The 23,726-nt window shown below is 42.4% G+C and carries 19 protein-coding genes; 9 read left to right on the top strand and 10 right to left on the bottom strand.

Annotation, left to right across the window (positions count from 1 at the left end):
• Both H8S63_RS02650 and H8S63_RS02645 read right to left on the bottom strand, forming a co-directional pair.
• A complete protein-coding gene (locus tag H8S63_RS02650) occupies nt 1-1,230 on the bottom strand; it encodes an efflux RND transporter periplasmic adaptor subunit (protein ID WP_186925650.1) in 1,230 nt (409 codons plus the stop codon).
• 38 nt (nt 1,231-1,268) lie between these two features.
• Nucleotides 1,269-2,666, bottom strand: coding sequence for a TolC family protein (locus H8S63_RS02645; protein WP_186925649.1), 1,398 nt, complete (start codon nt 2,664-2,666; stop codon nt 1,269-1,271).
• Between the two features lie 218 nt (nt 2,667-2,884).
• On the opposite strand from H8S63_RS02645, the gene H8S63_RS02640 reads away from it, so the two are divergent.
• Genes H8S63_RS02640 through cydB form a run of 3 tightly spaced genes read left to right on the top strand, consistent with a single transcriptional unit; the run spans nt 2,885 to nt 5,867 of the window.
• Nucleotides 2,885-3,121, top strand: a complete 237-nt coding sequence (locus H8S63_RS02640) for a DUF4492 domain-containing protein (RefSeq protein ID WP_007753982.1) — start codon at nt 2,885-2,887, stop codon at nt 3,119-3,121.
• Between the two features lie 20 nt (nt 3,122-3,141).
• Complete coding sequence (locus tag H8S63_RS02635; protein WP_186925648.1) at nt 3,142-4,713, top strand: cytochrome ubiquinol oxidase subunit I; 1,572 nt, start codon at nt 3,142-3,144, stop codon at nt 4,711-4,713.
• Nucleotides 4,714-4,724: 11 nt separating this feature from the next.
• A complete protein-coding gene (cydB, locus tag H8S63_RS02630; RefSeq protein ID WP_007753990.1) occupies nt 4,725-5,867 on the top strand; it encodes a cytochrome d ubiquinol oxidase subunit II in 1,143 nt (380 codons plus the stop codon).
• 107 nt (nt 5,868-5,974) lie between these two features.
• Here the strand turns inward: cydB and H8S63_RS02625 are convergent, their stop codons facing one another.
• From H8S63_RS02625 to wecB, 4 genes are all read right to left on the bottom strand, one after another.
• A complete protein-coding gene (locus H8S63_RS02625; protein WP_022275010.1) occupies nt 5,975-6,928 on the bottom strand; it encodes a D-2-hydroxyacid dehydrogenase in 954 nt (317 codons plus the stop codon).
• 23 nt (nt 6,929-6,951) lie between these two features.
• Nucleotides 6,952-8,229 carry a replication-associated recombination protein A gene (locus H8S63_RS02620; protein ID WP_007753994.1) on the bottom strand — a complete coding sequence of 426 codons (1,278 nt, stop codon included), beginning with the start codon at nt 8,227-8,229 and terminating at the stop codon, nt 6,952-6,954.
• A gap of 5 nt (nt 8,230-8,234) precedes the next feature.
• The gene (locus H8S63_RS02615; RefSeq protein WP_007753997.1) at nt 8,235-10,811 is read right to left on the bottom strand and encodes a DUF5686 and carboxypeptidase-like regulatory domain-containing protein; all 2,577 of its coding nucleotides are present in this window, start codon (nt 10,809-10,811) and stop codon (nt 8,235-8,237) included.
• Between the two features lie 83 nt (nt 10,812-10,894).
• Nucleotides 10,895-11,980, bottom strand: a complete 1,086-nt coding sequence (gene wecB, locus H8S63_RS02610) for a non-hydrolyzing UDP-N-acetylglucosamine 2-epimerase (RefSeq protein ID WP_186925647.1) — start codon at nt 11,978-11,980, stop codon at nt 10,895-10,897.
• A gap of 92 nt (nt 11,981-12,072) precedes the next feature.
• Here wecB and H8S63_RS02605 point away from each other — a divergent pair, with 92 nt between their 5' ends.
• The gene (locus tag H8S63_RS02605) at nt 12,073-12,696 is read left to right on the top strand and encodes a trimeric intracellular cation channel family protein (protein ID WP_186925646.1); all 624 of its coding nucleotides are present in this window, start codon (nt 12,073-12,075) and stop codon (nt 12,694-12,696) included.
• A 1-nt stretch (nt 12,697) separates the two neighbouring features.
• Here H8S63_RS02605 and H8S63_RS02600 read toward each other — a convergent pair whose 3' ends face one another.
• On the bottom strand, nt 12,698-13,186 hold the full coding sequence (locus tag H8S63_RS02600) for a DUF4251 domain-containing protein (protein ID WP_055279723.1): 489 nt from the start codon (nt 13,184-13,186) through the stop codon (nt 12,698-12,700).
• Between the two features lie 268 nt (nt 13,187-13,454).
• Here H8S63_RS02600 and H8S63_RS02595 point away from each other — a divergent pair, with 268 nt between their 5' ends.
• Nucleotides 13,455-13,958, top strand: coding sequence for an RNA polymerase sigma factor (locus H8S63_RS02595; RefSeq protein WP_007754006.1), 504 nt, complete (start codon nt 13,455-13,457; stop codon nt 13,956-13,958).
• Between the two features lie 56 nt (nt 13,959-14,014).
• Here H8S63_RS02595 and mtgA read toward each other — a convergent pair whose 3' ends face one another.
• From mtgA to H8S63_RS02580, 3 genes are all read right to left on the bottom strand, one after another.
• Complete coding sequence (gene mtgA, locus H8S63_RS02590; protein ID WP_186925645.1) at nt 14,015-14,767, bottom strand: monofunctional biosynthetic peptidoglycan transglycosylase; 753 nt, start codon at nt 14,765-14,767, stop codon at nt 14,015-14,017.
• On the bottom strand, nt 14,745-15,461 hold the full coding sequence (locus tag H8S63_RS02585; RefSeq protein ID WP_007759796.1) for an OmpA family protein: 717 nt from the start codon (nt 15,459-15,461) through the stop codon (nt 14,745-14,747). Before H8S63_RS02585 ends, mtgA begins: the two co-directional genes overlap by 23 nt.
• Before the next feature lie 159 nt (nt 15,462-15,620).
• Nucleotides 15,621-16,973: an MATE family efflux transporter gene (locus H8S63_RS02580; RefSeq protein ID WP_149923465.1), complete on the bottom strand. Its 1,353-nt coding sequence runs from the start codon at nt 16,971-16,973 to the stop codon at nt 15,621-15,623.
• Nucleotides 16,974-17,063: 90 nt separating this feature from the next.
• On the opposite strand from H8S63_RS02580, the gene H8S63_RS02575 reads away from it, so the two are divergent.
• From H8S63_RS02575 to istB, 4 genes are all read left to right on the top strand, one after another.
• Nucleotides 17,064-18,449, top strand: coding sequence for a GDSL-type esterase/lipase family protein (locus H8S63_RS02575; RefSeq protein WP_186925644.1), 1,386 nt, complete (start codon nt 17,064-17,066; stop codon nt 18,447-18,449).
• Nucleotides 18,450-18,648: 199 nt separating this feature from the next.
• On the top strand, nt 18,649-20,523 hold the full coding sequence (locus H8S63_RS02570) for a PAS domain-containing sensor histidine kinase (protein ID WP_186925643.1): 1,875 nt from the start codon (nt 18,649-18,651) through the stop codon (nt 20,521-20,523).
• A 557-nt stretch (nt 20,524-21,080) separates the two neighbouring features.
• On the top strand, nt 21,081-22,646 hold the full coding sequence (gene istA / locus H8S63_RS02565; RefSeq protein ID WP_186925642.1) for an IS21 family transposase: 1,566 nt from the start codon (nt 21,081-21,083) through the stop codon (nt 22,644-22,646).
• A complete protein-coding gene (istB, locus tag H8S63_RS02560; RefSeq protein ID WP_186925641.1) occupies nt 22,636-23,409 on the top strand; it encodes an IS21-like element helper ATPase IstB in 774 nt (257 codons plus the stop codon). The genes istA and istB overlap by 11 nt, the downstream gene beginning before the upstream one ends.
• Nucleotides 23,410-23,726: the final 317 nt, after the last annotated feature.

Raw genomic sequence — 23,726 nt, 5'->3', positions numbered from 1 at the left:
TCACTTGTTGTTTTTCTTCTTACTTCCCGGAGGGCCAGGCATGAACGGGCTTCTTTCTCCTCCGCTCTGTTGGTTGGGTCCGGCTTCCATATTTTCGCCCGGCATGGCACCGATAGTAGCTTCCGTCACAATTTTAGCGCCTTCGGAGATACCACTGATAATTTCCGTCGACATACCGTTACTGATTCCTATCTCTACCGGATGGGCAGTGAATGTATTTCCTTCGCGTGTCCAAAGTTTATGTTCACCTTTACAGTCATTTACGATGTCGTTAGCACCGATTAAGGGTTTTTCGGGTACGAAACGCAATGCTTTGTTCGGTACAGAAAGTACGTCTTTTTTATCAAGGATATAGATGGTGACATTGGCCGTCAGACGTGGTTTCAGTTTCAAATCGGGATTGGGAGCGGAGATTACCACTTCATAAGTAACCACCGTGCCGCTGCTGGTACTTGTACTGCTGGTACTGCTTGCATCGCCCAAACGAATCTGGGTCACAACGCCTTCAAAGGTATCATTAGGATATGCGTCCACCGTAAAACTGGCGCGCTGTCCTTCTTCTACGCCACCTATATCGGCTTCATCCACATCGGCCACTACCTGCATTTGCGTCAAGTCCGCAGCGATAGTGAACAGGGTAGGAGTCTCGAATCCGGAAGCGACAGTCTGTCCGGCTTCCACATCACGGCTGATAACAACTCCGTCGATAGGCGAAGTGATGGTAGCGTATGATAAGTTACGCTCTGCCTTTGCGAGAGAGGCCTTACTGCTGTCATAGCTGCTCTTCGCCTTCTGGTAGTTGTAGAGGGCTTGTTCGAAATCCGTGTCGCTGATGAGTGATTTTTCGTGCAAGCCTTTGCTACGTTCATAGTTTTTCTTCTGATATTCATATTCGGCTTTCGCACCGTCGTATGTCGCTTGTTGTGAAGCCAATTCACTTTGCAGTGTGACGCGGTCCATTTCGGCAATCAATTGTCCTTTGGTGACTGTTGAGTTATAATCTACATAAATCTTGTCGATGATGCCCGATACCTGTGTACCGACTTCGACTTCCGTCACCGGCTCTATCGTTCCGGTAGCAGTTACCGAATTTGAAATATCGCCTTTGCTGACAGCGACGGTAGCATACGTGACTTTATGCTTGGCGGGTGAACCGGTGAAGAACCAGATTCCTATACCTACTACCGCAATGACTGCCACGGCGATTAGGATAATCTTTTTCGTTTTCATTCGTTTATGATGCTTTTAATTAATATACGTTTGTTGATTTATAATGTCAATTTGTCTCCTTGATAGAATTTCAGCAACTGTGTGTTTAGTATGGCCATATATTTAGCCTGAAGTTGTTCTTGTTGAGCTTGTAGCAAGTTATTCTTTTCGGTGAGGAGCTCCACCGTATTTTTCATACCCAGATTGAACTGTTCGCTGATCAGATCATAGCTGATCTGCGTACTTCTCAGTTTTTCGTTGGCTGCCGCATAACGTTGTTGTGCGCTGTTTGCGTCCAACCAAAGACTTTCGATGGTCTTATAGAGGGCTTTTTGTTCGTCAAGTAAGGAAAGCATATTCGTTTCGCGTTGCAGCTTAGCTTTTTGTACAGCACTTTTTGTCTGGCGGTTATTAAAGATAGGTACACTGACAGACAATCCGATGGAATTATTCCATCCGTTTTTCACTTGTTCGCCGAAAGTGAAATCGCTTCCACTTGTATGGTTTGTGCCGATGCCTGCGCTGAGGCTGATAGTGGGGAAGTAACTCGATTTGGCAATATCAATGCCTAGTTCGGAAGCCTCTACATTCAACTTACTTGCCTCGATTTCGGGACGGATGGCAAGGGCGCTTACATAGACATCCTTTTTGGCAGGTAACGGAGCCAGTACGTTTTCATCGGACAGTTTAGGGAGGTAGACGTTCATTTCATTCTCTCCGTCCAGTTCGAGCAATTGTTTCAGTTGCAATTTGTAATCTTGTAAGGTGGCTTGCGCTGTGACAAGTTGATAACGGTCTGTGCTTACCTGAGCCTCTAACTGTGCGAAGTCACTTTTGGCAATACTTCCGGCATTGAGAAGTTCCTGTCCGCGATCACGCTGGGCAATGGAGACTTGCAGTGTGTTTTCATTTACCCTGACGGATTCGGCGGCATAAAGAATCTGGATATAAATTTGTGCAATCGACTCTTTAATCGTATTTTCCGAAGTGGCTACATCCAATTCGGCTACCTGGTTGTTCAGCCGTTCCTGTTTGAGAGTTTTGAGTCGCTTACTGCCGTTGTATATAGTCCACGAGGCATTCAGGCCATAATTGCCGTTGTAACTTGTTTTACTGTTGCTGCTGATGATTTCGCTGCCACTCACCCGGCTGCTCGTCTCCTGATAGGGGCGATTCACTACTTGCTGGCTGGTAGAGAACGAAAGGCTGGGAAATAGAGCCGCTTTGGCAGTCTTTACGTCAATCTGTGTGCTTTCCGCAGTCACACGGTTCTTGCGAATCGTAATATTCTGTTCCAAAGCATAGTCGATGCAAGATTGCAAATCCCATTGAGCGGGGAGTCTGGCTTCATTTAACGTATCGGCTTGCAACGAAAAATCTTGTGCAGATATGTCGGAAAGCATACCTGCACCAAGAAATGTCATCACTGCCAATCTTCTTACATTTATCATATTCATACTTCTATTGATTTATTGGTAACGAAGGTACGTACATATTATATTAGTGGCAAAAGTGATAGACGGATCATTGAATTTTACCGTTAAATGATTTTTTTCTGTCGATAGGGAGATTAGCCGGGAAAAACACAATAAATCTCGCAACAATTCGGGGGATTTGTTTGTTTTTATTATAAATATTGTATATTTGTACTCATTACAAATTCTAACGACGATATATGAAGAATGCACTGCTTGCCGTTTGGAACTTTTATTTGGAAGGTTTCCGCAGTATGACACTTGGTCGTACATTGTGGGTTATTATCCTTTTGAAATTATTCGTCATGTTCTTTATCCTCAAATTATTCTTTTTCCCGAATTTCCTTAGTGATCACCCTACGGAGGCAGAAAAAGGAGCGTATGTGGGTAATGAACTGATAGAACGTGCCCTTCCGGAGAAACCGATTGATTTTTAACTCTTAAACAACATAAGATTATGATTGAAAGTATTGACACCTCGCTGATCGATTGGTCGAGAGCCCAATTTGCGATGACAGCTATGTATCATTGGATTTTTGTTCCGCTTACACTTGGACTGGCAGTGGTGATGGGAATCATGGAGACGCTGTATTATAAAACAGGAAATGAATTCTGGAAAAAGACTGCTCAGTTCTGGATGAAGCTTTTCGGCATCAACTTCGCTATTGGTGTAGCGACCGGTTTGATTCTGGAATTTGAATTCGGTACAAACTGGAGTAATTATTCGTGGTTTGTTGGTGACATTTTCGGAGCACCGTTGGCAATTGAAGGGATTTTGGCATTCTTCATGGAAGCCACATTTATAGCTGTGATGTTTTTCGGTTGGGGAAAAGTGAGCAAACGCTTCCATCTGGCTTCTACCTGGCTGACGGGATTGGGAGCAACTATTTCCGCTTGGTGGATTCTGGTGGCCAATGCATGGATGCAACATCCGGTAGGAATGGAGTTCAATCCCGATACGGTGCGTAACGAGATGGTAGATTTCTGGGCTGTGGCTACATCACCTGTGGCTGTCAACAAGTTCTTCCATACCGTATTGTCCGGTTGGGTGCTGGGCGGTGTGTTCGTGGTCGGCATTAGTTGCTGGTATTTGTTGAAGAAACGTAATCGTGATTTTGCACTTGCGAGCATAAAAATTGGTGCTATCTTCGGACTAGTGGCATCGTTACTCGCCGCTTGGACAGGAGACGGTTCCGGTTATCAGATTGCACAGACACAGCCGATGAAGCTGGCTGCTGTGGAAGGCCTGTATGAGGGTGGAACGAATGTAGGACTAGTAGGAATAGGAGTGCTTAATCCTGAAAAGGAAACTTATGATGATGGGAAAGAACCTTTCCTCTTCCGTTTTGAGATACCGAGTCTGCTTTCTTTTCTGGCGGAACGTGATGCGGATGGTTACGTTCCGGGAATCACAAACATTATTGAAGGCGGTTATCAAATGAAAGACGGTACGACGGCTCTCTCGGCAGCCGAGAAGATAGAACGCGGGAAAACGGCTATTGGGGCATTGGCAGCCTATCGTGCGGCAAAGAGTGCAGGTCATGAAGAGGACGCGCAAGTGGCATATAAAGTGTTGCAGGAGAATATCCCCTATTTTGGATATGGGTATATTAAAGATGTGAATCAGTTGGTTCCGAATGTTCCTTTGAATTTTTATGCGTTCCGTGTCATGGTAATTCTCGGAGGATATTTTATTTTGTTCTTTATTGTAGTATTGTTCTTTGTTTATAAGAAAGATTTGAGTAAGATGCGCTGGATGCATTGGGTCGCTTTGCTTACTATTCCTTTGGGATACATTGCCGGACAAGCGGGATGGGTGGTTGCCGAGTGTGGTCGTCAGCCTTGGGCAATTCGTGATATGCTGCCTACAACGGCTGCTATCTCCAAACTTGATGTGGGTTCCGTACAGACTACTTTCTTTATTTTCCTGTTCCTGTTTACTGTAATGTTGATTGCCGGTACCGGAATTATGGTGAAGGCTATCAAGAAAGGACCGGATACGGAAGATAATATGAATATTAATCATTAATTGTAAAGGCTATGTATATATTTCTACAACAATATTGGTGGCTTGTCGTTTCCTTGCTGGGAGCTATCCTCGTATTTTTATTGTTTGTGCAAGGAGGTAATTCTTTGTTGTTCTGTCTCGGTAAGACGGAAGAACACCGGAAAATGATGGTGAATTCTACCGGTCGTAAGTGGGAGTTTACATTTACTACACTGGTCACGTTCGGAGGGGCTTTCTTTGCTTCTTTTCCATTGTTTTATAGTACAAGTTTCGGTGGAGCTTATTGGCTTTGGATGATTATTCTTTTCAGCTTTGTATTGCAGGCTGTCAGTTATGAGTTTCAGAGCAAAGCGGGAAATCTGTTGGGCAAAAAGACATATCAGACTTTTCTGGTGATTAATGGAGTAGTAGGGCCGTTGTTGCTTGGCGGAGCTGTGGCAACTTTCTTCACAGGTTCCGATTTCTATATCAATAAAGCTAATATGACGGATACTGTTATGCCGGTAATCAGTCATTGGGGGAATGGCTGGCATGGATTGGATGCACTGACAAATATATGGAATGTTATTCTTGGATTAGCAGTATTCTTCCTTGCCCGTGTGCTGGGTGCGCTTTACTTCATTAATAATATTGCGGACAAAGAACTGACGGATAAATGTCGTCGTGCGGTGCGGAATAATACGATTCTGTTTCTTGTGTTCTTCTTGACATTTGTGATTCGTACATTGGTTTCTGATGGCTTTGCCGTGAATCCGGATACACAGGAGATTTATATGCAACCCTTTAAATATTTCATGAACTTTATCGAAATGCCCGTAGTTTTGATCTTATTCCTGATAGGAGTGGTGTTGGTACTCTTCGGTATTGGCAAGACGTTGCTTAGAAAGACTTTTGATAAGGGTATCTGGTTTACAGGGATTGGGACGGTATTGACTGTTTTGTCTTTGCTGTTGGTGGCAGGATATAATAATACTGCTTATTATCCGTCTTATACGGACCTGCAAAGCTCATTGACTTTGGCTAACAGTTGTTCTAGTGAGTTTACATTAAAGACGATGGCTTATGTTTCTATACTTGTCCCGTTTGTGATAGCTTATATATTCTATGCTTGGCGTAGTATCGACCGTCATAAGATAACGGAAAAAGAGATGGACGAGGGAGGACACTCTTATTAAGTTGAAAGTTGAGAATTGAGAGTTGGCTGCGCAATAGTAATATTATTGCGCAGCCAACTTTTTGTTTTAATGTCGGACTGGATAGAAAAACAGTTTTTGATTCTTACCTATTTGACTACATTTTCCGGTGTTCCGGCGATGTATGCTTGCAGATTGCTGATTGCAATGTTCATCAATCTTTCGCGGGCTTCTAGGGTTGCCCATGCAATATGTGGAGTGATGTAGCAGTTCTTGGCTGTCAGCAACGGGTTATCAGCATGGGGAGGTTCGGTAGAGAGTACGTCTACTCCTGCTGCAAAAATCTTACCACTGTTCAGAGCATCTGCCAAATCTTGTTCATTGATTAGCGGTCCACGCCCGGTATTGATTAAGATAGCTGTTGGCTTCATCATGGCAAGACGACGGGCATTAACCATCTCATGTGTCTCCGGAGTAAGCGGGCAATGTAAACTGATAATATCACATTCGCTGAAAAGTTGGTCTAAATCCATCTTCTTGATTTCAGGTGGTAATTGGAAATGAGACTTTGAAGTCAACGCATACACTTGCATACCAAAACCTATGGCAACACGTGCTGTTGTATATCCGGTATTTCCCAATCCGACCAGACCTATTTTCTTATCTCTCAATTCTATCAGCGGCGTATCCCAGAAACAGAAATCTTTGCTGTTCGTCCAGCGGCCTTTATGCACTTCTTCCGAATGATGTTGCACTTGCTGGCTGATATTCAATATGTGGGCAAATACCATTTGGGCAACGGAAGCTGTGCTGTATGAAGGAATGTTAGTGACAACAATACCCCGTTCTTTAGCTGCAACTGTATCAACTACATTGTATCCGGTAGCTAATACACCGATATATTTCAATTCGGGCAGTGCAGCCATGTGTTCTGCATTAATGATTACTTTATTAGTCAGGAGTACTTCTGCTCCGGCTGCACGTTCTAATACTTCTTCGGGAGCAGTACGGTCGTAAATCACGCATTCTCCTAAGGCTTTTATCCCTTCCCAAGACAAATCGCCGGGATTGGCTGCAAAACCATCTAAAACAATAATTTTCATTTCGATTTTATATTAATAATATGTTATACGTCTTTTTTGAACTTGTCTCCCCACAGTTGTATCATCCGTTCGGCATGTTTCTGTTCTGCCGGATTATTCTGCGGTTTCCAGATACGTTTGTCTTTCAATTCGTCCGGAAGGAACTGTTGTTTCACAAAATTTCCTTCATAATTGTGAGCATACTTGTACTCTTGTCCATAGCCTAATTGCTTCATCAGCTTCGTAGGTGCATTGCGCAAGTGTAATGGGACAGGTAGATTACCTGTCGAGCGAACCAACTCCAGTGCATCATTAATGGCATTATACGCTGAATTGCTTTTAGGGCTGGTTGCCAGATATATGGTCGTTTCAGCTAAAGGAATTCTTCCTTCGGGCCATCCGATTTTCATCAATGTATCGAAACAGGCATTAGCAAGAAGCAAGGCATTGGGATTTGCCAAGCCGATATCTTCGGAGGCCGAAATAACCAGTCGGCGGGCAATGAAAGCCGGATCTTCACCGCCTTCCACCATACGGGCAAGCCAATAGATTGCTCCGTCCGGATCACTGCCACGAATAGACTTGATGAAGGCTGAAATAATATCATAATGCATTTCCCCGTCTTTATCGTATGCCAACGGGTTTTGTTGTAATCGTTCAGTCACCATTTCATCAGTGATCACAACGGTGTCTTCAGCTTCGGATTCAACGACCAGCTCTAATATATTAAGGAGTTTGCGTGCGTCTCCACCGGAAAAGCGCAGCATGGCAGTTGTTTCTTTTAGTTCGATTTTACGTTCTTTCAGTACAGTATCCGTAGTGATGGCACGTTGCAGGAGTTCCAGCAAATCTTCCTTCTCCAGCGATTTGAGTACATAGAGCTGGCAGCGGGACAGAAGCGGACGGATAACCTCGAACGACGGATTTTCCGTTGTTGCTCCGATTAGTGTGACGGTTCCGTTCTCTACAGCTCCCAACAAAGAATCCTGTTGTGATTTACTGAATCGATGGATTTCATCGATGAATAGGATAGGGCTGGACTGGGAGAAGAATCGGTTGCTTTTGGCACGGTCTATCACTTCACGCACATCCTTTACCCCTGAAGTCACTGCGCTTAAAGTAAAAAACGGGGTTTCCAGCTTATTGGCAATGATTTGTGCCAATGTAGTTTTGCCTACCCCGGGAGGTCCCCAGAGGATAAAGGAGGAGATGCGTCCTGCGTCAATCATCTTTCGCAAGATAGCACCCGGTCCTACTAAATGTTTCTGACCGATATATTCGTCTAATGTTTTGGGGCGTAATCGCTCTGCTAAAGGTTGCATAATTCTTAGAATGCCATTAATACCATGAAGCGGACACCGTTTTTATTGATACCCGGATTATCACGGTAGGTGAAACGATGTACATATTCAATGTGCAGCAACTTGAATATATTATAGATACCCACACTTGCTTCAACATACGGAATCTTCGGATCCATGACAAAACTAGTAAATTTTCCATCACGCATCGGGAAGCGGAACAAATCGGGGTTACTGCTTTTGAACGGATTGTTCTTGTCTGTCAGAGTACCCCATAAGGCACGGACACGGAACATTTCCCTCCATTTCAGATTCTTGATAAGGGGAATACGATTGAATAGTTTGCCATTCATATCGTAAGACAATGAAACTGAAGCGAAACGGTCGTTCAAGAACTCCATATTATTAATAAGGTTGAACGTCTCGCGTTGGGTGATGTATGATAAGTTGGCTTCCGGCAGAATCAGTAACGGGAAAGGAACGGTGTTCCACTCGGCCCCTGCCTTTATACTGCAATCTATCTTTCCCCACGAAGATGGAAGCCAGAAACGTTTCCATACACTCGCTTCCGTACGGTTGAAACTGTATTCGCCACCTAACACTCCTTTGAATCCCATGGCATGAGTGAGTGTGAAGATAGGAGCGTCCAATGACACGGGGATACGACGCTGTTTGGAGTTGACAAATGATTCGCCCGGAGCATAGCGTAGTGTCAGGCTTGCTTCGGCAGTAGTGACGTCATGCACACGGGTTTGTGCGGCATCGTTACGCAAATACTCCAATTTTCCGGCAGGCTCGTCGTTACGGTGGCGGAGCATTGCTTTTATACCGAATCCTGTAAGTGTTTCAAGTTCATAGTTGATGGTAGCATCGCGCATATACGACATTTGGTCTACTGTCGTTGTTTTTAATGAAAGGAAAATGTTATCTTTATCTGTAAATAGGAATTTATCCATCGGAGACATTACATCATAACTGTAAGTTGCCGAAATGTAATGCTTCGGGAACTCCCAAACCACATAATCGCGTTTGTTGAATGAATATGTCAGTGTTCCGCTGTATTTCCATCGTTCATCTTTCAGACCGTAGGCTCCATAACCGTTCAAGAACCAGTGTTTGTTGAGATGAGCTGTTGTCATGCCACTTAACCGAAAACGGGTTCCATCAATATAGTTGCTCGAAATCATCGTATTGATAGGACCTATGTCTACTTTACTCGGATGTTTCTTGCTTCCTGTTTCTACGAAGTTTTCGATCACAGCTTTCGCACCGAAGATGATATACTTAAATCCCGGAATCTGTTCGAGTCTGTTGACGAATACATCCATTGTGCTTTCTGTTTTTGTCAGTGGTACTTGGCGAACACTAGCCCAGTATTCATCGCTTTTCGAGAGCATATCGGCTTCTTTTATCACACTGCCTTTCAAACGGAAAAGCCGTTGCTCTATAGGGTCGAACTTATAATTGCTATATTTTGTAGTTCGCTCTACCTGCAATCCCCCCACCGTTTTGTTTGAACTCCACGAGAGATCTACGGTCATATCGTCATCTGCCAATACCCAATTGCCATTTGGTAGTTGTTCATACTGTTGGACGATATCCATACGGTTCACAAAATTGACTCCGGTCTTTTTAGGCAGGTTCATTGTACATTTCTGGACTGCATAGGTAGAATCTTTCAATACATAGAGATGTCCTGTAAATCCGAAATCCTGCGAATTCTGTGGAACAAATGTCAGATGTACGCATTCGCGCCTGTCCACCATCAACGTATCCATCAGATAATACTTATAAAAAGAAATGGCATTGCTACCTATAGGACTGACGAAACGCTGCTGAAGCAGACGGATCTCGTCATCATAGATGTTGATATCCGCAAAGACGTCCTTCAATACAGTGCCGAGCATATCTCCTGTAGAGAAGAATTCTTCGATACCATTGGAGTTTTTTCCTTTGATAATCGTTTTCTTACTTTCGGGATCTTTGCGGAAGATGGTTTGTGAAGCCGTTTCTTGTACAGAGATCGGGAGAATCAATTTATTGGTAGTTTCCGACACTTCTACCTGATCTCTAAGGAAAGAATATTTTTTGTAGATACCCTTCTCTAGTTTTTCCGGAGTAAGGTCATTGATAGACATTTTCATCTTTTCGTACTTATCGTACTGATAATATTCGTTCACTTCGAGGGCTTGCGCCTTCTTATGTTCGATTACTTTCTTCATGAACTCCACTGCCGGATTGTTCTTGCGCGAATATTTTTCTTTCTTAGGCTTTACAACGACTTCATTCAGAATCACGTTATCCGGAGCCAACTGTACATTGACCGTCTGATTGCCATAGTTCACTTTTACTGTCTTACTGATATAGCCCACTGCGGAAAAAACAAGTGTCCCCCCGTTTCTACGGGCTTCGAGACTGTATTCTCCGTCAATATTGGTGATCGTACCCATATCCTTTTTTTCTTGGTAGTAAACAGATATATACATCAATGGCTCATGGGTCACCGAATCTGTAACTACTCCCTTTATCTGCTGCGCAAAAACGTTTGAGGCTGCCAATATGAGTAAGATCAGTATAAGTATTTTGCTATATCGTTGTTTCATAAACGTTCTTAGTAGAGCTACAAAGTTAACAAATAACTCTGAGGATGGTTGAATATATAACTTTTTTTACCCATCATTGTTGGTTATTTACTCGTAAGGATCTGTACGATACGCTCTGCTGTGCGCCCATCCCAGCGTTCGGGAAGCTCGCCTCTTTTCCATTCGCCTTTCATTAATATGTCCATTGCTTTGGCGAGAAGAACAGGATCTTCACCGACAAGTTCGTTTGTTCCCATACGCCATGTTTCCGGATGTTCGGCGTATGTATTGAGCGTAATACATGGAATGCCTAAGAATGTCGCTTCTTCGGCTACGTTGCCTGAATCCGTTATGATTCCTTTTGCCTTGTTTATCAGATAACCGAAAAATAGATAATTCTGAGGAGGCATGATATGCAGGTTCGGTGCTTCGATTCCTAATTCTTTAATGGCATTGCGTACATACGTGTGCATTGGAGCTACGATAGGCATACCGGCAGACTTTTCGATTAATGTTTGCAAAAGTTGTCGGAGATTCTCCTTATCATTGAGCAGTACACGCCGATTCAGGGTAAGTAGGAGGTAATTACCTTCTTGCAGTCCCAATACGGAAAACCATATCGGCTTGAGTAACCGGTTTCTATTATATCGGATAGTATCTATGAGGATATTACCTACATAATATACGTTTTCGTTTTCTGTTCCCGTCTGGTTCAGATTACGGTTGGCAACCATACCGGCAGTGAACAGATAGTCGGATAGCCCGTCTGTGATCATACGGTTTACTTCTTTCGGCATTTTCATGTCGAAGGAACGGGTTCCCGCCACCAGATGCGCCACTTTGATTCCTTGTTTTTTAGCGACGATGGCACAACTCATCGTTGCTGTCAGATCATCCACTACAAGGACTACATGAGCAGGATTTTCGGTTAGTTCCTGTTCAAAAGCTATCATGATTCCGGCTGTCAAGCTCGTAGGATTACTACTTTCCACTCCCAGATAGACATCGGGAGCTTTCATGTCGAGGTCCGAAAAGAGAGAAGCGTCCAAACTTGTATCCTCTTTCTTGCCTGTATATACCAATCGGTACGAGATACTTTTACCCAGCGCCCGTGCGGCTTCAATAGCGCGTGTAATGGGGGCTATCTTCATGAAATTGGGGCGTGCCCCGGCAACAATTGTTATTTTCATACTGTTTCTATCTTATTCGGTTTAATTCGTGAAGCAAAAGTACATTTTCTTACGGAATTTATTCGTTACTTTGCATACAAAATAACAAATATATGCCCACATTCGTTCAAATTCTTGATTTTATAGGCACATTTGCCTTTGCCATCAGTGGTATCCGGCTTGCGTCGGCTAAGCGTTTCGACTGGTTTGGAGCCTATGTTGTAGGTCTTGCTACTGCGATCGGTGGTGGTACTATCCGTGATGTTCTGCTTGATGTTACTCCCGGTTGGATGACAAATCCTATTTATCTGATATGTACGGGACTTGCTTTGCTGTGGGTTATTTGTTTCGGACGTTGGCTGATCCGGCTCAATAATACCTTCTTTATTTTTGATACTATCGGGCTCGCTTTGTTCACTGTGGTAGGTGTGGAAAAAAGTATCGCTTTGGGATATCCTTTTTGGGTAGCCATCATTATGGGTAGTATAACGGGAGCAGCCGGTGGCGTGATTCGTGATGTGTTTATCAATGAGATTCCCCTCATCTTCCGAAAAGAAATTTATGCGATGGCCTGTGTGGTAGGAGGCATTGCCTATTGGATTTGTGACCTAGCAGGGATCGAATCATACGGTTGTCAGCTGATAGGCGGATTAGTAGTCTTTCTAACCCGCATCTTAGCTGTGAAATATCATATTTGCCTACCTATATTAAAAGGGGGAGAAGAGGCGGAAGACTAGGCTAATCCTCCATCTCCAGTTCGCCTTGGAAACTGATAGATTGACGGTTCTGCATATTTACGTTGATGCTTGCCTCACCATTCGTATATACTTTGGCTCTGAATTCATATCTGTCTTCCGGATTCCGGGCAACGAATTCGATAACGGCATTTCCTTTTTTATCCATTTTCATATCATATTCTTTAAGGGGAGCTTTGAAATCGAGTCCGTCACCTCCACCATACGGGATACTGTAGGCCCGTCCGAAATAAGGCAAGTAGGAGATAACCGAGTCATTTCTGATTTCCAATGAGTAGGGAGACGTCAAGGGAATGGAGCGTCCGCGCATCGGCATGGCGGTCCTGACATCTATCTTGTAATTCTCTGAGGCAATGAGCTTCTTGACAGCCTCTTTTTTCTGCTCTTTCTTCTCTTGTTTGCTTTGAGCGGAAAGGGGGAGCCCCACTAGCAAGGCTAGCAATAACATAAAGATTTGTTTCTTCTTTTTCATATCCGTTGTATTTAGGTTGATATAAGTATAACAACCAAATTTACTAAAAAGTCGGGAACTCCTCTGTTTTCTTTAATGAAAATTAAATAGAAAATTCGACCTTCCTCCGATTTGCACCACCCAAAAACTATCAAAAAACACCTAAAAACTATCATTTGATAGAATTTCCCCTCATAAATAACGGAAATTACCCTTCCGAAGAGGGAAAATACCTTTAAACTTGCAAACATCGAGAAAAACGAATATTAACCATTAAAACCTTTAAAGTATGAAAAGTTTAAGTTTCAGAAAAGATTTAATTGGAGTTCAGGAGGAGTTGCTTCGTTTTGCTTATAAATTAACGGCTAACCGTGAAGAAGCAAATGATTTATTGCAGGAAACGTCTTTAAAAGCATTAGATAATGAGGACAAATATGTTCCGGACACAAACTTCAAAGGATGGATGTACACTATTATGCGCAACATCTTTATTAATAACTACCGAAAAATAGTACGTGACCAGACCTTTGTAGACACTACCGATAATTATTATCATTTGAATTTGCCGCAAGATTCCGGATTTGACAGTACGGAGGGCGCGTATGATTTGAAAGAGATGCATCGTGTAGTCAATGCATTGCCAAAAGAATATAAGGTACCTTTTTCCATGCATGTGTCGGGATTCAAGTACCGTGAAATAGCAGAGAAGTTAGGTTTGCCATTGGGAACGGTGAAGAGCCGTATCTTTTTCACACGTCAACGTTTACAGCAAGAGTTGAAAGATTTTGTATAAATGGGGATAGTACACAGTCGGACAAGTTTATCAGTGAAAGGAGCAAGAGAGATTTCTCATTGCTCCTTCTTCGTTTTCTTGTTTTTACCTTGTTGCTTTCTTATAGTCTTTTCTTCCGGTGGGAACTTGGGAACCAGATTCATTAATCGTAATATCTGTTTTTGACGTTTTAGGATATATGGCGAAGGCTTCGCAGAATTGAAGCGTATCGGGTTAGGGAGGGTAGCGGCGATAAGCGCACATTGTCCCCGTGTCAGTTTGGCGGCTGTTGTTCCAAACTTTATTTGGGCGGTAGCTTGTGCACCATAGATACCATTTCCCATTTCAATGGAGTTGAGATAAACCTCCATGATTCGTTCCTTCGACCAAAATAACTCGATCAAAAAGGTAAAATATACTTCAAACCCTTTTCGTACCCATGAAGACTTAGGCCATAGGAACACATTTTTGGCTGTCTGCTGGCTGATGGTGCTTGCTCCCCGTTTTCGCTTACGTGTTTTGTTCTCTTTCATTGCTTTCCTGATCTCTACGAAATCGAACCCGTTGTGTTCCGCAAAACGGTTATCTTCGGAAGCTATCACCGCTATCGGGAGGTTAGGGGATATCTTATCAAAAGAAACCCACGTGTGTTTCCACGTGGGTTTATCTCCTGAGAAAATCTGCTGAACACTTCGAATAACCATCAGCGGAGTGATATAAACCGGCATAAACCGATAGATAATGACCGTCAGTAAGGTCGATGCGAAGAAAAAAATCAGCAGGTTGCGTGTATAACGCAGTAATTTTTTAATTAGCAGCTGCCTGTGCATCTCTGATCATCTGTTCGCTAGCGTACATATATACTTCTACACGGCGGTTCTGTTCGCGGCCGGCTGCTGTATCGTTGCTTGCAACGGGATCGCTTTCACCCATACCTTGCACACCTTTGATCTGGTTGCTGGACACACCGCAATTCAACAGATAGCTTGCTACACTCTGTGCACGTTCCTGTGACAAGTTCAGGTTTTTCTGGCGACTTTGTTCAGCCGTACTGTTTCTCCATCCTTGATTGTCGGTATATCCATAGATAGATACGTCCATATCACGGTTCTGGTTAAGTACATTATTTGCGAATTTGCTTAATGCGGATTTAGCGGCAGGACTCAAACTTGCGTTACCTGTTGTGAAAAGGATACCCGAGTCGAATGTTACTTTTACGGCTTTCAGTCCGTTGTTATCCGTAATCTGTTCTACTTGCGCACCTTCTATTTGTTTTGCTTCGGCTGCAGCTTTATCCATTTTCTTTCCGATGAGGGCACCTGTACCTGCGCCTACTGCCGTACCGATGGCAGCGCCGATAGCCGCACCTTTACCTTTACCGATGACGCCTCCTAGAATAGCACCCAGAGCAGCGCCCGAACCTCCACCTATAGCCGCACCTTTACCGGTGTTATTCATACTCGCACAGCCACTGAATATCATGGCAACACTCATAAAGAGAACCATAAACTTCATCTTGTTCATAATGTTGATGTTTTTAATTAGTAAAAAAATAATTTCATACGAATCATATCGTATGATGAATAACACCGCAAAGATATATATTATTTAGCAAAGGTGTACTTTTTAAGTTAAAATAACGAGTGGAATTCCGACCGTCTGTTAACGAAGGAGAATCCTGAGTTATTCTTTTGTTACAGAAGGGATACTCAGACATTTCTTTTTAATAATCACAAACCAGCTTAAAAGTACCAATCCTTTGGCAACGGTAGTGACGCAGACAGCCCACCAGATTCCTTCCACTCCCATACCCATTTGCACGAACAAAATAGCAAGCGGAATGCGCATATAGTTGCAGACAATGCTGATAATGGCAGGAGGTATCGTCCGGCCGATACCGTAGAATACTCCTTGCATGGTGATTTCGAGCATCATGAAGAGCTGTGAATATCCGTCGATGCGAAGGAAAACACCTCCGGCTTCATAAGCAGCCTGTTCGGGGACGAAAATAGAAAACACCTCATTTCCGAAGAAAACAAATAATAATGTGCAGAATGTTCCGAAGATACCAGTCATCCATAGTGTAGTATGCCAGGCCTTGAGTACCCGTTCGATCCGTCCTGCTGCATAGTTTTGGGCGATAAAAGCACTTAGTGCGGTAGAGAATCCCTGTGAGGTATTCCAGGTGATAGCTTCGATTTGTCCTCCGGTCGTAAAAGTCATCAATCCGATGTGCCCTCCTTGTTCGGAAGCGGTGCGGCAAAGGAACATATTGACAAAGGCGAAAAGAGTATTTAATGTTGCTACGGGTAATCCAAGTTTTAAGATTCTCCGTGTGTATTGTCTCTTCAGTCGTGTGAAAAAAGAGAACCCGCCGAGCAATGCATCTCTATGACGCAACTGATAGACGAAAATAAGAAAAACGCTTGCTTCTGCAATCCAGGTAGCGTAGGCTGCGCCGTTAATACCCAGCCCAAGACCAAATATCAGCAAAGGATCGAGAATGATATTCAATATCAATCCGGTGCCACTGATGAAAAAAGGAATCTTGCTACGTCCGGCTGCATTATAGATTCCGGTGAAAGCTGCCGACAGAAAGACGAAAGGCAGTCCGGTAGAGACAATCCGTAAATATTGGATAGCATTGGCGGTAATATGCTCTTCGAGTTCGTAGATGCGTATGATAGGATCGGCAAAAACAAAAAGCAATCCACCCCAGCAAAGAGAAACGATAAGTGCGATTGTGATGTTATGGGATGCAAAGTTCCGGGCGGCCTCCTGGTTCTGTGCACCGATAGATTGACCGACGCTGACTTCCGAGCCTACCTTATTTAATAAAGATATGGACCCCGACATCCATGTCAGAATTCCGACAGAGCCGATGGCGGCTACAGCTTCACTTCCCAGTCGTCCTACCCATGCCATATCCGTGAGGCTATACGCCATCTGTATAAATGACGTTGCCATGATAGGCATTGCCAGATTGAACAATTGGCGGTTGATAGGCCCTTGCGTCAGATTCTTTATTCCTTGCATATCTTTTTATAATCAAAATGAACTGCAAAGATATGGAAAATTACTATCTTCGCACATCTAATTATTCATTAATCAAAGTACATAGATACTATGAAACAGAAATTTTCTACTCTTTTTTTCCTGTTGCTTTTCCTGTTGGCAGGTCAGCAGACGGTAGCCCAGAAGGCTCCCAACCCTTTTGATATTGAACAACCTTCACTTCGTGTATTCCTTCCGGCACCGGAATTAGCTACGGGGCGAGCGGTGGTAGCCTGTCCCGGCGGAGGATATTCCCATCTGGCAGTTGACCACGAAGGTTACGATTGGGCTCCTTACTTTAACAAGCAAGGCATTGCTCTTATTGTGCTGAAATATCGAATGCCGAAAGGCGATCGCACGCTTCCTATTTCGGATGCCGAAGCAGCAATGAAGATTGTGCGTGACAGTGCTGATGTATGGAATCTGAATCCAAATGATATTGGTATTATGGGATCTTCTGCCGGTGGTCATTTGGCGTCGACGATTGCCACCCATGCCAAACCCGAACTTCGTCCTAACTTCCAAATCCTGTTTTATCCGGTGATTACGATGAATCAATCGTATACCCACATGGGTTCTCGCAATAACCTGTTAGGAAAAGAAGCTTCTGCCGAGCTGGAGAAAGAATATTCCAATGAAAAACAGGTGACAAAAGAGACACCGCGTGCCTTCATCGTATATAGTGATGATGATAATGCCGTTCCTCCTGCCAATGGCGTTAACTACTATCTGGCATTGAATAAGAATAAAGTTCCTGCAGTTCTTCATATTTATCCTTCCGGCGGGCATGGATGGGGAATCCGCGAAGGTTTCCTTTATAAAAATGAAATGCTGGATGAACTGACAGCTTGGTTACGTAGCTTCAAGGCTCCCCGTAAAGATGCGGTCCGTGTTGCTTGCATTGGCAACAGCATTACTTATGGAGCCCGGATTAAGAATCGTAATCGCGACAGCTATCCTTCCGTGTTGGGACGTATGTTGGGTGACGGTTATTGGGTTAAGAACTTCGGAGTCAGTGCCCGTACCTTATTAAATAAAGGAGATCATCCGTATATGAAAGAGAAAGCCTATCAGGATGCGTTGGCTTTCAATCCCAATATCGTAGTAATCAAGCTTGGAACAAACGATAGCAAATCATTCAATTGGAAGTATAAGGAGGATTTTACAAAAGATTTGCAAACAATGGTGGATGCATTCAAAGCTCTGCCTGCCCAACCGAAGATTTATCTCTGCTATCCTTCCAAATCCTATCGGACTGGTGACAATATCAATGATGATATAATTTCCAAAGAAATTATTCCGATGATAAAGAAAGTTGCCAAGAAAAATCATTTGCCGGTTATTGATCTTCATGCGGCAATGGATGGAATGCCCGAACTTTTCCCGGATAAAGTTCATCCGAATGAAGAAGGAGCGAAGGTAATGGCAAAAGCCGTTTATCAAGCTTTGAAAGAATGAAATAGAAGAAGTGGCCTTTGATATACATCCGGTTGAATTTACTTCAGAAGAAGATTTATTCAATCGGATGTTTTTAGTCTATCGATAAATAAACTTCTTATAATGTGTTAAAAAATATCTTTTAGAAAGTTATAGATTGCCTGCAATATTTAATTTTGCATCTTTAACTATCTTTAGAAAGGTGAGTTAGCATAGCATTATGAATAAACAGAAAGATTTTATATTTTTTTCAAAATTGATGAACGCTGCTGACATGGGTTGGTGGAAGGCTGATCTGACAACTTTAAATTATGAGTGTTCGGAGTATATCTCGAAATTGTTGGGTTTGGATGATTCGGGTATTATTAGTTTTGAAGATTTTAACAAACGCATATTGAAGGAGGAGCAACGCCCTACAACTGTTCATTCTTTTAGTGAGCAGCAGATGTCGGAAGTAGTGTATTTACTTGATACGGTAAAAGGGGCTGTTTGGGTGCGGAGTAAGGTCTGCTTTCAGGAAACGGATAAAGAAGGGCATACAAATGTCTATGGGATAGCCGAATTGCAGGAGGCTCCTAATATGACATCAGCTTATCAGGCCTTGCAGCACAGCGAACGCATCTTGCATAATATTTATAAGCACCTGCCGGTCGGTATCGAATTATACAATGAGGATGGGATATTGATAGATTTGAATGATAAAGAGCAGGAGATGTTCCATCTCGAGAAAAAGGAGGACCTTTTAGGACTTGATATCTTCAAGAATCCAATGTTCCCGGAAGAAATGAAAGAGCGGTTGAGAAGGAATGAAGATGCAGACTTTACATTTCGTTATGACTTCTCTAAGATCGGTTCATATTATAAAAATTCCAAAAGGGAAGGTACGATTGACCTGGTAACTAAGGTAACGACACTGTATGATGATGAGGGCAATCCGATTAATTACCTGTTGATCAATGCTGATAAGACAGAAACGACCATTGCTTATAATAAAATTCAGGAATTTGAAGAGTTTTTTGAGCTGGTGGGAGATTATGCCAAGGTAGGATATGCCCATCTTAATCTTCTGACCGGAGAAGGTTATGCCCAAAAGAGTTGGTATAGGAACATCGGTGAAGCGGATGGAACGCCGTTGTCCGATATCATTGGTATCTACAGACATCTCCATCCGGACGACCGTAATTGCATGGTTCAATTCTTTGAAGATGTACGAAACGGGTTGACGGCTAAATTAAGTAAGGAAGTGCGTGTCCTTAGAAGCAACGGTGAATATACATGGACGCATGTCAATTTGTTAGTTCGGAAATATATCCCGCAAGATAAAATTATTGAACTGATCAGTATAAATTACGATATAACGGAGTTGAAAAAGACAGAGGAAATGCTTGTCAAGGCGCGTGATAAAGCCGAAGCGTCCGATCGTCTTAAATCAGCTTTTCTGGCTAATATGAGCCATGAGATTCGTACGCCGTTGAATGCGATTGTCGGCTTTTCAGCCCTATTGGCAGCTACGGAGGATATGGCTGAAAAAGAACTCTACAACTCTCTCATCAGTCATAATAATGAGCTTCTGTTGGAGCTGATAAACGATGTTCTTGATTTGTCCAAGTTAGAATCCGGTTATCTGGAGCTGCATCCGAGTTGGTTTAACCTGGCAGAACTTTTAGATGAAAGTGTTGCGGAATATACTCGTCAGCTAGCTGCGGGAGTTGAACTTCGGACCCATTATCTTGATCAGGGTTTTCTAGTAGAATTGGATAGGTTGCGAATCAAGCAGATCTTAAATAATTTTCTTTCCAATGCTCTAAAGAATACGACTAGTGGATATGTGGAGGTTTTTTATGAGATAGATTCGTCCTATGTGCGGATCGGTGTTCGAGATACCGGTCGTGGTATTCCTCAGAATATGTTGGAAAAGATATTTGAAAGATTTGAGAAAGTCGACTCTTTCACTCAGGGAGCCGGGTTAGGTTTGCCTATTTGTAAATCTATTGTTGATAAGATGAACGGACGGATATGGGCTGATTCCCAATTGGGAATAGGTACTACTTTTATGGTTGAGTTGCCTTGTTCTGTCACTCCAATTGATGCATAAGCAAATCCCCCTTGATAATCTCTGGTTATCAAGAGGGATTTTGCTTTCAGTGATCCGCCTGGGATTTATCTTCTGAATTTGTCTGATTTTTACTGATTTTATATAATGCTATAAATCAAAGTGTTATCTCTTTATTCCTATCTTTTAATAGCACATAAAATCATGTATGCTCAAAAAAGGGGGGAGTAGAAATAGACGCTTACTCCCCACGATTTTTCTTTCTATATTTGCTCCAAAATAACAAATAAAGTAGTAAGATATGATGGAAATTAGTCACAGTTGTAGAGCTTTTCTACACAAGAACGGACAGGTTATGATTCGCGTCAGATGGAATAACAGGAAGTGTGAAGTTGGCTTTTCTGTAGGTTGCAATGGAAAATATAAAGTCACTTGACCCACTATTGTAAAAGTGACCTGACCCACCTTTATAACCGAAACTGAGCCACTAAGATTATAATAAAAATTGACCCTATAGAATTACCACATTTCAGTCTTGTTTTTTGTACTTTAAAAAGCATTTTAACCCGGTATTATTAACCGAATAAAAATTTTAAAGAATGAAAATAAGAATCAAACACATACTGCGGTGCTACCAGTCAGGAATGAGTATCCGTAGTATCAGTTCTTCTCTTCAGATTTCACGTAATACAGTAAAACGATATATCCATATATACGAAGATATGGGTATAGAGTTGGAACGCCTGTTGAAAATGGACGAGCATCATCTGCACGAGCTTTTCGGTACGGAGACTGACAACGAATCAACAGGATCTGCAGAGTATAAGTATCTTCAAGAACATATACCTGAGTACATTAAACGACTTAAATCCCGTGGAACAACAAGAAGGTCCTTGTATGAGGAATATCTGAGAAACCGTCCCCAAGGTTACAGCTATTGTTCATTCTGCCTGTATCTCAGACGTGAAAGGGAGGTAAAAGTACCGGTTGGACGCATAGATCATATAGCCGGAGATCAGATGTATGTGGATTTTGCCGGTGACAAACTCTATATTTCAGACAGGAATACAGGTGATAAGGTTCCCGTAGAAGTCTTTGCTGCAATACTTCCTTGCAGCCAGATTACTTATTACGAGGCTGTACCATCACAAAAGAAAGAATATCTTATCCAGGCGTGTGAAAATGCTTTCCATTATTTTGGAGGTGTACCAAATGCCATAGTTCCCGACAACCTCAAATCTGCCGTAACAAAGCCCGGTGGAATAGAGCCTGTAATAAATGATGATTTTGCAGCTTTTGCAGACCATTACGGATGCGTAGTCTTTCCAGCAAGGGTGCGCAAGCCCAAAGACAAGGCTTTGGTTGAAAATGCCGTAAGACTGCTTTACAGGGAGGTCTATTCAAAGATGACAGGATTGAAATTCAATGATCTTGAAGCCTTGAACATAGAAATAATGAAACATACGGATGCATTGAACAGCCGAAAGATGTACAACCGCAGCTACAGCCGTAAGGAGCGTTTCATAGAGGTAGAGAAAGACAGGCTGCATACATTACCGACTACAAGATTTATATCAAAAAGTCGGAAAACGGCAACTGTCATGAGAAACAGTTATGTGTCGCTTAACAATCACTATTACAGTGTCCCTAAAGAGTATATCGGCGATACTGTAGAATTACTGTATGATGGGGATACAGTGGAGATATATCATAAATTCAGGCACATTACGACACATCGCAGGGATGATACACCTTTCACATATTCAGAAAAACCTTCCCATAAACTTCCCGGAGTACTACATGAATACAGAATCAGAATGGATGATGTATACTGCAAGGCACGTAAAATCGATCCGATAGTAGAGGAGTACATAAAGCTTGTGGCCGTAGCCAAAAAATATCCGGCTCAAGCAGTACGTTCAGCTGATGGTATATTAAGTCTTGTGGAACGTTTCGGACACGACAGAATGGTTCTTGCATGCCAGATAGCAATGGAATCCTGCATGTTCGGATTCAACGAGCTTGAAAGTATTCTTGTAAACAGGGAAGATGAAAAGTATCATGTCCAAATGGAAGGACAGGCTCCGGAACTTACCCCTAAACACAGAAATCTCAGAGGTAAGGATTATTTTAACTCTAAAAACATAGATAAAAATGACAAGTAATAATAAAACAAATAGAACAGTCGAAAAAAATATGGACAGAATAATGGAATTACTCTCCAAATTACGTTTTTACGGTATGCTTGAAACATACAGAAATGACTGTAGGACAACATCCTCTGATGGTATGACAAATGATGAATTCCTTAAATGGCTTCTAGAAAGTGAGTATGATTACAGACGCAATGTAAGCATTGAGCGACTGATAAGGTCTGCCAACTTCAGATATAAGGCATATATGGAGAAAATAGACTATACCATAAAACGTAACCTTGATCGTAACCAGCTTGAGAGACTTGCATCTCTTGATTTTATAAAAGACGGACAGAATGTTTTTATCACGGGAAGTTCTGGTACAGGTAAAAGCTATATTGCTTCAGCAATAGGATATGAAGCATGCAAAAATGGAGTCAGAACTTTATACTCCAATGCGTCAAAGCTTATGGGACAGCTTAAAATGGCCAAAAACAAGGGAACTATAGAATCTGAAATGAAAAAAAATGAAAAGTGTTCACTGCTTATTCTAGACGATCTGTTTCTTATAGGACTGGATGCCAGGGAAAGGTCAATCCTTATGGAAATAATAGAAGACAGACACGGATTAAAATCAATCATAATAACATCACAACTTCCTGTCGAAAGTTGGTATGATGCAATTGGTGATCCTACGGTAGCAGATGCAATCCTGGACAGAATTGTACATACTGCACACAAAATTGAACTAACAGGAGATTCTGTAAGAAAGATTAATGCTAAAAAGAAGTAGTATCTGCTATAAAGAATTATAACTGAAACTGATCCGGGTTAAAATGCATTTTTCTCTACTTAAATCTCATATTTTTTTGATGGGTCAATCAGGAGTATAATAGTGGGTCAAGTGACTTTATATTTTCCAGGGGCCATGCTAGCTTTTGTAATGGATTTATCAGAACCTGTTTAGAACTGCATGGGTTTCACACTTGAACCGAAATACGATTTGTATCAACTTGATATACAGCTATTCTGTGCTAATTTTACTTATATTTGATACCGCTAAGTTCCCTTCTATTGTTGATTTTACCAAAAGTAAGCATAGTTGTTCCA

The sequence above is a fragment of the Bacteroides sp. NSJ-39 genome, from assembly GCF_014287315.1.
GTDB classification, from domain to species: Bacteria; Bacteroidota; Bacteroidia; order Bacteroidales; family Bacteroidaceae; genus Bacteroides; species Bacteroides finegoldii.
Note: the sequence above shows the minus strand (reverse complement) of the source record. Positions and strands in the feature narration are given on the sequence as shown.